Raw genomic sequence first — 9,500 nt, 5'->3', positions numbered from 1 at the left:
ATGCTGGAGAACTCACCCGAGCGGGTGATGAGCTACTTCCAGGACCCCAGGGTCAAATACGCCGCCGGTTGAAACTTCTAGGGGCCGGAGCAATAGTTGCTTCAGTCCTGAAGGAGACCTGATGTCAGCAGCCCACGTATACAACGACGCCCTCAAGCCCACCTACCTGCGCGGCGACGGGCTGATGGCAATTGCTCTGGCCATCTATGCCCTTGGCGCCTTGGCCGTCGGATTCTGGTTCGACCAGCCGTTGTTCACCTGGGTCACCGCACTGCTCTGGACGGCGTTGCTGGCGCTGCCAGGCCTGATGGCCTATGCCGTGGCCCGGGGGACGCTGGCATCGCGGTTATTGCTGACGTTTTCGCTGGTGTCGCTGGTGGCTTTGCACATCCACACCTCGATGGGGATGATCGAGTTCCACTTCGGTGTGTTCGTCACGCTGGCGTTGCTGTTGGTGTATCTGGACTGGCGGCCCATCGTGTTTGCGGCCGGGCTGTTTGCCGTGCACCACGTCGCGTTCGATCGCTTGCAGGCCATGGGTTTCGGGCTGTACTGCCTCAGTGAGCCCAACTTTGGCGTTATCCTGCTGCACGCTTTCTACGTGGTGGTGCAGACGGCGTTGCAGGTCTTTCTGGTGCTGGGGCTGCAACGCAACGTGCGCGACAATGCCGAAGTGGCTCTGCTGGCCGAGGGTCTGCGCCAGGGCGACCGGATAGCGCTCGACACCCAGGTGACCGTGGCCGCCCCGGTGGCCAGAGCGCTCAAAGACAATCTGGGGCTCATGTCGGGGGCGGTTTCCACGGTTCGCACGGCGGCCAGCAACCTGCAGGGAGTCGCCGCAGAAATAGCCAACGGCAACCGCGACCTCAGCCAGCGCACCGAACAGACCGCCAGCAGTCTGCAGCAAACGTCGGCCAGCATGCTGGAGCTGACCTCGGGCGTCCGCCACACCGCCGAGGCGGCTCAGCAGGCGCGCCAGCTGGTTGCCCATGCGGCCGAGATGGCAAACCGGGGTGGTGATGTCGTTGGACACGTGGCCAGCTCCATGGGTCAGATCCACCAGAGCAGCGAGCGCATCCGGGACATCATCGGCGTGATTGACGGCATCGCCTTCCAGACCAACATCCTGGCATTGAACGCATCGGTAGAAGCCGCGCGGGCCGGTGAACAAGGTCGCGGTTTTGCTGTGGTGGCCTCGGAGGTGCGCACGCTGGCGCAGCGCAGCGCCCAGGCCGCCAAGGAGATCAAGGACTTGATCAACGCCAGCGTGGAGCGGGTTCAGGAAGGCAATGCGCAGGCCCACCACGCTGCCCAAACGATGCGCGGCATCGTCGAGGGGGTGCAGCGCGTCAACGACCTGATTGCCGAGATTTCGTCCGCCAGCCGCCAGCAAAGCGAAGGCATGGCCCAGATCAACACCGCTGTCTCGCACCTCGACGGCGTCACTCAGCAGAATGCGGCCCTGGTGGAGCAGAGCACGGCCGCTGCCGAGCTGTTGCGGGAGCAGGCCGACCGTCTGGTGGCTGCGGTCTCGGTGTTTGTGGACGCGGAGGCGGCGCCCTTGGCCCGGCCGCTGGCGCAGTCAGGGCGGCGCGTGCCGGTGTTGCGTCTGGATGACCGTGGAGGCGTATGAACCCGTTGCCTTTTTTTGATGCCCTGCAAGCAGGCACTGCGGGCCGGCCTTTGAAAGGCGTGCGAGTGCTGAGTCTGGCCTTGAACCTGCCCGGGCCGGCGGCGTTGGCCCGCCTGCGCGCCATGGGCGCGCGCTGCACCCAGGTGTTGCCACCAGCAGGCGACCCGATGGCGTTGTACAGCCCGGTCGCCCACCGCGACCTGACCCAGGGCATCGTGCAGCGGACGCTGGACCTCAAGACGGCGAAGGGGCAGCAGCAGTTGCAGAGCCTGTTGACCCGAAGTGATGTGCTGCTGACCTCGTTTCGCCCGTCGGCCTTGAAGAAGCTGGGCCTCGACAGTGCCAGCCTGAAGCAGCGCCACCCGGCGCTGTCGGCGGTGGCCATCGTGGGCTCCAGCGGGGCGAATGCAGAAAAGCCAGGGCACGACCTGACCTATCAGGCCGAAGTCGGCTTGGTGCAGGGTGTCGCCTTACCCCCAAGCCTGCTCGCCGACATGGCCGGCGCCCTGGTGGCGACCGAGGCGGTCCTCAAAGCCTTGCTGCAGCAGCGTCAGACGGGACAGGGGGCGCATCTGCAAGTGTCGCTGGCAGACGCCGCCCACTGGTTGACCTGGCCCCTGCAGTGGGGCCTTACAGGCCCGGGCACCTTGCTGGGTGGCCAGCATGCCGGCTACCGCGTCTATGCCTGCAAGGGCGGACGGGTGGCCGTGGCGGCGCTGGAGCCGCACTTTGCCGCGGCGCTCGGGCGTGTGGTGGGGCTGGGGCCGCTGACCCCCCAGGCCTGTCTGGAGCCCGATACACACGAGGCGGTGACCGCCTTCATGGCCCGCCGAACCCGCAAGCAGCTGGAGCAGCTGGCCCTGACGCACGACCTGCCCCTGCACACCCTGCCGGCCTGAATCGGGGGCAGGCGTTCGGGAGTCAGGCGCGTTTGGCCAGCACCTCGAAGGCGGGCAGCGTCTTGCCTTCCAGCACCTCCAGGAAGGCGCCACCGCCGGTGGAGATGTAGTCCACATCGTCTTCAATGTGGAACTTGGCAATCGCGGCCAGCGTGTCGCCCCCGCCGGCGATGCTGAACGCCTCGGAGTGGGCGATGGCCGAGGCCATCATCTTGGTGCCGCCCGCGAACTGCGGGATCTCGAACACGCCCACTGGCCCGTTCCACACGATGGTGCCGGCATGCGCGATGATCTCGGCCAGCTTGGCCGATGTTTTGGGGCCGACGTCGAGGATGCGGTCGTGCGGGCCGACTTCGTCCACCGAGACGCGGTTGGCGCGCGCCAGGGCCGAGACCTCGTCGGCCACCACCACGTCCACCGGCAACGGCACCTCGGCGCCACGCTCCTTCATGATGTCCATCACCTGCTGCGCCTCGCGCACCATTTCGGGCTCCGCCAGCGAATCGCCGATGCGCTTGCCCGCCGCCAGCAGGAAGGTGTTGGCGATACCGCCGCCCACGATGAGCTGGTCCACCCGGGAGGCCAGCGTCTTGAGGATGCTCAGCTTGGTGCTCACCTTGGAGCCACCGACGATGGCCACCAGCGGGCGGCGCGGGTTCTCCAGGGCCTTGGAGATGGCGTCCATCTCGGCGGCCAGTAGCGGCCCGGCGCAGGCGATGGGCGCGGTTTCGGCGATGCCGTAGGTGGTGGCTTCGGCCCGGTGGGCGGTGCCGAAGGCGTCGTGCACGAAGATGTCGCACAGCTTGCCCAGCTTGGCGGCGAGTTCGGGGCTGTTCTTCTTCTCGCCTTTGTTGAGGCGGCAGTTTTCCAGCAGCACCACCTCGCCGGGCTTGACCTCGAAGCCGCCCTCCACCCAGTCCGTGATCAGCGGCACTTCGCGGCCCAGCAGCTTGCTCAGGCGCTTGGCCACGGGGGCCAGCGAATCTTCGGGGCGGGGCTCGCCTTCGGTGGGCCGCCCCAGGTGGGAGGTGACCATCACCGCGGCGCCAGCGCCCAGCGCCATCTGGATCGCGGGCAGCGAGGCGCGGATGCGGGTGTCTTCGGTGATGTTGCCTTCGTCGTCCTGGGGCACGTTGAGGTCGGCCCGGATGAAGACGCGCTTGCCGGCGGCCTGGCCGCTGGCGCAGATGTCGGAGAAACGCAGGAATTTCATGGTGGCAAAGCGAAAGGGAAGGCGCGCGCAGGCGCGAAAAGGCGTCGGCGCCGATTATTGCAGCATCGCCTGATGGGAAGATGACACGGTAAACTGGACCTGCCTGACCGACGCTTGCCACCGGAGCCTGCCATGACCGTCTCGTTGCTCATCGCCATCGTCACAGACCAGGTGTCTGAAGCCGCGCTGAAGATTGCCGAGCGCGAAGGCATCCGTGGCGCCACCATTCTGCCGGCCAGCGGCATCAGCCAGTCGCCGGTGAAAACCTTCTTCGGCCTGACCTTCCAGGCGTCCATGACGCTGTTGTTTTGGATTGCCGATACCGACACCGCCAACCGCGTGGCGCAGGCGCTCAACGATGAGCTCGACCTGCAGTCGCCGCAGCAGGGGCTGGCGCTGACCCTGTCCATCGACCGGCTCTACGGCCTCGATGTGCCGGGGGCCGCCTCGGCGCCCCGGCAGTCCTGACGGCCCCGTCGCGTTCACCCCCGCGGCAGCGGCGGCACCCCGACAGGCCAATCCATGGACTGGATGTTCACCCTCATTCTGATGGGCGCGGGCCTCATCGCCGTGTCCATTCTCACGAGCATGGTGGCCTTTCGCTTCGGGGCGCCGCTGTTGCTGGTGTTTCTCGGCATCGGCCTGCTGGCCGGGGAGGATGGCCTGGGGCTGGTGTTCAACGACGCCGAGGCGGCGTATTTCGTAGGCAGCCTGGCGCTGGCCGTCATCCTGTTCGATTCGGGCTTTGGCACCCGCGTGCAGACCTTGCGCCGCGCCGCCGCGCCGGCGTTCGTGCTGGCCACGGTCGGGGTGTTGCTGACCACGCTGTTCGTGGGGGCGGCGGCCCGGCTGCTGTTCGATCTGCCGTGGCTGTATGCCCTGCTGATGGGGGCGGTGATCAGCTCCACCGATGCGGCGGCGGTGTTTTTTCTGCTGCGCGCCGGCGGCGTGAAGATCTACAAGCGCGTGCGTTCGTTGCTGGAGGTGGAGTCGGGCTCCAACGACCCAATGGCCATTTTCCTGACGGTGCTGTTCATCGAACTCATCCTGACCGAGCGCTCCGGGGGATGGGTGGCGGCCTTCGTGCAGGGCTTTGGCCTGCAGATGGGTCTGGGCTTGTTGTGCGGCGGCATCGGCGGTTACCTGATCGTGGAGCTGGCCAACCGGGTGCGGCTGGAGGAGGCGCTGAGCCCGATCCTGGTGATGGCCTGCGCCCTGTGCGTGTTTGCCGTGACGGCCCACCTCGGCGGCAGCGGGTTTCTGGCGATTTACGTGGCCGGTGTGGTGGCGGGCAACCGGCCCATGCGGGCGGCGGCATCGCTGCGCCGCTACCAGAAGGGCATGACCTGGCTGGCGCAGATCGTCATGTTTTTGGTGCTGGGCCTGTTCGTCACGCCGTCGGAGTTCGGCGCGGTGCTGTTGCCAGCCTTGCTGCTGGGGCTGTTCCTGATCGCGGTCGGACGGCCGCTGGCGGTGTGGTTGTGTCTGCTGCCGTTTGGCATCGACCGCGCCAGCGTGGCCTTCAGCGCCTGGGTGGGGTTGCGGGGGGCGGTCTCCATCCTGCTGGCCATCTTGCCGGCGGTCATGGGCCTGGAGGGGGCCGACCTGTTCATCAATGTGGCATTCATCATGGTCGTCACTTCGCTGCTGGTGCAGGGCTGGACCATCACCCCGGCGGCACGCTGGTTGCGGCTGATCGTGCCTTCGGGCATGGGGCCACTGGAGCGGGTGGGGCTGGAGCTGCCGGGCAATCCGCCCCATGAGCTGCTGGTGTACCGGGTGCTGCCGCACAGCCCGCTGTTGGCGCGGGTGGCGCGTCTGCCCGAAGGGGTGCATGCCGCGTTGCTCGTGCGCCATGGGCAGGCCTGGCGCCCGGAGCAGGCCTGGCCGCCACAGCCCGACGATCTGGTCTATCTCTTCGCCCCGCCCGAATACCAGCCCCAGCTCGATCGCCTGTTCGCCCAGGCGCGCGACCCCGAAAGCCACGATGCGGACGCGCCTGCCGAGTTCGCGCTGGACCCGCAGGCCCGCCTCAGCGACCTGGCCGCCGTGTATGACTTGCCGGAGCTGCTCAGCCATGGGCCGGAAGTGACGATCGGCGAGTTCGTGCAGCGCCAGTTGCAGGGGCACCCGGTGGAGGGGGACCGGGTGCGGGTGGGCCGATTCGACCTGGTGGTGCGCGGTGTGCTGCGCGGCCAGCAGGTGACCGATGTGCGGCTGTCACTCGCTGGGCGCGCGCCGCGCCCGGGGTGAGCCGCCCGCGCGGGCGCGGCCCCGTGCTCAGGCGCGGGCCGGGCCCACGGGCGTGAAGTCTTCGCGCTCGGCGATGAACGGGGGCCGGGGCGGCAAGCCGCAGAACGGCGCCACCGGGGTGTTGTCCACGCTGTTGAACACGAGGAACACGTTGCTGCGCGGCAGCGGGGTGATGTTGGAGTTGGAGCCGTGCATCACGTTGCATTCGAAGAACGTGACCGATCCGGCCAGCCCGGTGGGTGCTGTGATGCCGAAGTCCTGCACCAGTTGCGACAGGCTCACGTCGTCGGGAACGCCGATGTCTTGCTGCTTGAGCGAGGCCTTGTAGTGGTTCTCGGGCGTGGCGCCGACGCAGCTGACGTAGCGCTGGTGCGAGCCGGGGATGATCATCAGCGGGCCGTTGTACGGGGTGTTGGCGGTCAGCGCGATGGAGCAGCTCACCATGCGCATGGCGGGGATGCCGTCTTCGACATGCCAGGTCTCGAAGTCCGAATGCCAGTAGAACTCCTTGCCGCGAAAGCCCCCTTTGTAGTTGATGCGGGACTGGTGGATGTACACCTCGCTGCCCAGCAGCTGGCGCGCGATGGCCACCAGCTTGGGGTGGTTGGCCAGCCGCTTCAGCACCGCGCTGCTGCGGTGCACCGCAAACAGGGAGCGCAGTTCCCGGCTGCCCGGCTCGATGACGGCTTCCTCGGCGTGCTTGATCGTTTCATCGGTGCGCAGGCGCTGCAGTTCCTGCAGACAAGTGTCCACCTCCTCGGGGGTGAGCAGGTCGTCGAAGTGCAGGTAGCCGTTGTCGGTGTAGAAGTTCAGCTCCATCTCGCTGAGCGGCCCGTCGCTGGCCGAGCCCCAGACCACCGGGTCGAGCCGGCGGGTGATCAGCACCTCGCTGCCAAAGCGCGAGGGGTAGCGGTCGTCGGGCCGGGGGCGGCTGAGCTGTGGGGTGCGGGCGTCCGCGCCCATCGTCGTCGGGGTCGATGTCATGGCCATGTCGGTTACCTCCTGGTCAGTCGGCCAGCGCGTAGGCGCCGGTTTCGTCATGCACTTCGCGGCCGGTCAGCGGCGGGTTGAACACGCACACCATGCGCATGTGGGTGCCTTTGTTGGCGCGCAGGATGTGGCGGTCGTGCTGGTTGAGGCAGTACAGCGTGCCCGGGCGGATGGGGTGGGTCACGCCGGTGGCCAGATCCACGATTTCGCCCTCGCCTTCGATGCAGTACACGGTCTCGAAGTGGTTTTTGTATTCGAACTCGTGCTCGGTGCCGGGTTTGATGATGGTGTCGTTGACCGAATAGCCGACACCGGCGTCCTTGTAGATCAGGCGGCGGCTGTTCCAGCCTGCGGTGTCCACGTCCGCGGCGGTGCCGATCACGTCGTCGAGGTGTTTCACGATCATGGGGTTCTCCTTCGATGATGGGGCAGGGGGTCAGGCGGCTTGGGCCAGGGCCGGCTCGGCCGCGTGCGCCGTGGCCACGGGCAGGCCGAGGGTCGCGCGCAGGGCGTCCTCGATCACGTCCAGGCCGTGGGCCAGTTCTTGCTCGCTGATGGTCAGGCTGGGCAGCAGCTTGAGCACCTGGTCGTCGATGCCGGCGGTCTCGATGATCAGCCCGCGCTCGAAACACGCCTGCGAGACCCGGCCCGCCAGCGCAGGGTCGCTGAACTCGATGCCCCAGATCAGGCCGCGGCCGCGCACCCGGGCATCGGGCGTCAGGCGCCGGGCCATGTCTTGCAGGCGCTGCTCCACCTGCAGGGCTTTCTTCTGCACGCTCTGCGCAAGCGCGTCGTTCTGCCAGAACTGCAGCGCGGCCGTGGCGGTGACGAAGGCCGGGCAATGGCCGCGGAAGGTGCCGTTGTGCTCGCCCGGCGCCCACTGGTCGAGTTCGGGCTTGATGAGCACCAGCGCCAGCGGCAGGCCATAGCCCGACAGCGACTTGGACAGCGTGACGATATCGGGCACGATGCCGGCTTCCTCGAAGCTGAAGAACCGCCCCGTGCGCCCGCAGCCCACCTGGATGTCGTCCACGATGAGCACGATGCCGTGTTCGGCCGTGAGGCGGCGCAGCCGCTGCAGCCACTCCACGCGGGCCACATTCACGCCGCCTTCGGCCTGCACCGTCTCCACGATCACCGCGGCCGGTGTGTCCATGCCGCTGCCGCCGTCTTTGAGCAGGGCTTCGAAATAGTCCAGCGTGTCGGTGTCGGCGCCCAGGTAGCCGTCGAACGGCACCGAGGCGCTGTGGCTCAGCGGCACGCCCGCACCGGCACGCTTGAAGCCGTTGCCCGTCACCGCCAGGGCGCCCAGCGTCATGCCGTGGAAGGCGTTGGTGAAGCCCACGACCTGCTCGCGCCCGGTCACTTTGCGGGCCAGCTTCAGCGCCGCCTCCACCGCGTTGGTGCCAGTGGGGCCGGGGAACTGGAACTTGTAGTTCAAGCCGCGCGGCTGCAGGATCACTTCATGGAAGCGCTCGATGAAGCGCTGCTTGGCTTCGCTGTACATGTCCAGCGTGTGGGTGATGCCATCGCGCATCAGGTAGCCCAGCAGCGCCTGCTTGATGCGGTCGGGGTTGTGGCCGTAGTTGAGCACCCCCGCGCCGCAGAAAAAGTCCAGATAGCGCCGGCCTTCGGTATCGGTCATCCAGGCCCCTTTGGCGCTGCTGAAGACGGCGGGGAAGCTGCGGCAATAGCCGCGGACTTCGGATTCGTGCTGTTCGAAGGTGTTCATCGGATCTCCTTTTCCTGGGTGGATGGCGCCGCCCTGCCTGCACGGCAGGGGCGGCGCCGTGAAGGCGCTGTGCAGCGCGGTTTCAGACCGGCACCGGGGTGCCGCGCTCGATCGGGCCGATGCGGAACAACGGCTCTGCCGGGTGCTCGACGGGGAACAGGTCGGGGGTGAAGTGCGGGCGCACTTCGCAGCCGGCGCCATGCTCGCGGGCCAGGCGGCGAAACAGCGCCTGGGAAGCGGCGTTGTCATCGGCCACGGTCGCCGTGACCCAGCGGCAGCGGGCGTTGGCCGGCAGCGCCAGCCAGTGCTGGAGCAAGGCCAGCCCCAGGCCCCGGCCTTGGTGGCGCGGGTGTACCCCGACTTGCCAGACGAAAGCGGTCTCGGGCTGGGTGGGCGGGTGGTAGCCGATCACCGCGCCGGCCACGTCGCCATCGGGGGCTTCGGCCAACAGGCAGGTGGCGCCGAAGTCGGTGGCGAACAACACGTAGAAGTAGGGGGAGTTGGTCTCCAGCGTGCCGGTGGCGCGCACCAGTTGCCAGAGGGCCGCGCCGTCAGTAGGCCGGGCGCTGCGAAAGCGAAAGGATGTGGAAATCGGTGTATCGGTTCGGTCGGTACTGGTCATGCCGTGGGTTGTTTCGGGTGGCGGGCCGGCTGAGCCGGCGATGCGCCAGACCACGTCAGCGCCTGAGGGCGGGCACCGCGGTCGGTCGATCGGCGCCGAAGCGCCGATCCACAAAAAACTCAAGCGACCCGTTGGCCGTTGAACGAGGGCCTGCCGCG

The 9,500-nt window shown here is 67.7% G+C and carries 9 protein-coding genes; 4 read left to right on the top strand and 5 right to left on the bottom strand.

Translation table 11 applies throughout. The features are described from left to right. The first annotated feature begins 121 nt into the window (after positions 1 to 121). Positions 122 to 1,633 (top strand): methyl-accepting chemotaxis protein, encoded by a 1,512-nt coding sequence (locus DFR43_RS13905; RefSeq protein WP_133597854.1) that lies wholly within the window; start codon positions 122 to 124, stop codon positions 1,631 to 1,633. Continuing rightward, the gene (locus DFR43_RS09070; RefSeq protein WP_133597852.1) at positions 1,630 to 2,532 is read left to right on the top strand and encodes a CoA transferase; all 903 of its coding nucleotides are present in this window, start codon (positions 1,630 to 1,632) and stop codon (positions 2,530 to 2,532) included. The genes DFR43_RS13905 and DFR43_RS09070 overlap by 4 nt, the downstream gene beginning before the upstream one ends. 22 nt (positions 2,533 to 2,554) lie before the next feature. On the opposite strand, the gene DFR43_RS09065 is transcribed toward DFR43_RS09070, so the two are convergent. Beyond that, a complete protein-coding gene (locus DFR43_RS09065; RefSeq protein ID WP_133597850.1) occupies positions 2,555 to 3,745 on the bottom strand; it encodes a phosphoglycerate kinase in 1,191 nt (396 codons plus the stop codon). A 132-nt stretch (positions 3,746 to 3,877) separates the two neighbouring features. Between DFR43_RS09065 and DFR43_RS09060 the strand changes: the two genes are divergently transcribed. Beyond that, positions 3,878 to 4,213 (top strand): hypothetical protein, encoded by a 336-nt coding sequence (locus DFR43_RS09060; protein WP_133597848.1) that lies wholly within the window; start codon positions 3,878 to 3,880, stop codon positions 4,211 to 4,213. Between the two features lie 63 nt (positions 4,214 to 4,276). Continuing rightward, positions 4,277 to 5,998 carry a potassium/proton antiporter gene (locus DFR43_RS09055; RefSeq protein WP_211338629.1) on the top strand — a complete coding sequence of 574 codons (1,722 nt, stop codon included), beginning with the start codon at positions 4,277 to 4,279 and terminating at the stop codon, positions 5,996 to 5,998. Between the two features lie 27 nt (positions 5,999 to 6,025). Here the strand turns inward: DFR43_RS09055 and thpD are convergent, their stop codons facing one another. The 4 genes from thpD to ectA all read right to left on the bottom strand — a co-directional run bounded on the left by thpD (position 6,026) and on the right by ectA (position 9,342). Further along, on the bottom strand, positions 6,026 to 6,961 hold the full coding sequence (thpD, locus tag DFR43_RS09050; RefSeq protein ID WP_211338630.1) for an ectoine hydroxylase: 936 nt from the start codon (positions 6,959 to 6,961) through the stop codon (positions 6,026 to 6,028). 43 nt (positions 6,962 to 7,004) lie between these two features. Further along, positions 7,005 to 7,394 (bottom strand): ectoine synthase, encoded by a 390-nt coding sequence (locus DFR43_RS09045; RefSeq protein ID WP_133597845.1) that lies wholly within the window; start codon positions 7,392 to 7,394, stop codon positions 7,005 to 7,007. A gap of 30 nt (positions 7,395 to 7,424) precedes the next feature. Next, positions 7,425 to 8,720, bottom strand: a complete 1,296-nt coding sequence (gene ectB, locus DFR43_RS09040; RefSeq protein ID WP_133597843.1) for a diaminobutyrate--2-oxoglutarate transaminase — start codon at positions 8,718 to 8,720, stop codon at positions 7,425 to 7,427. Positions 8,721 to 8,802: 82 nt separating this feature from the next. Next, positions 8,803 to 9,342: a diaminobutyrate acetyltransferase gene (ectA, locus tag DFR43_RS09035; RefSeq protein WP_133597841.1), complete on the bottom strand. Its 540-nt coding sequence runs from the start codon at positions 9,340 to 9,342 to the stop codon at positions 8,803 to 8,805. Positions 9,343 to 9,500 lie beyond the last annotated feature (158 nt).

It is taken from the genome of Tepidicella xavieri, from assembly GCF_004363315.1.
Taxonomy (GTDB): Bacteria; Pseudomonadota; Gammaproteobacteria; order Burkholderiales; family Burkholderiaceae_C; genus Tepidicella; species Tepidicella xavieri.
The sequence above is the reverse complement of the archived record's forward strand: the minus strand, read 5'-3'. Positions and strand labels throughout refer to the sequence as shown.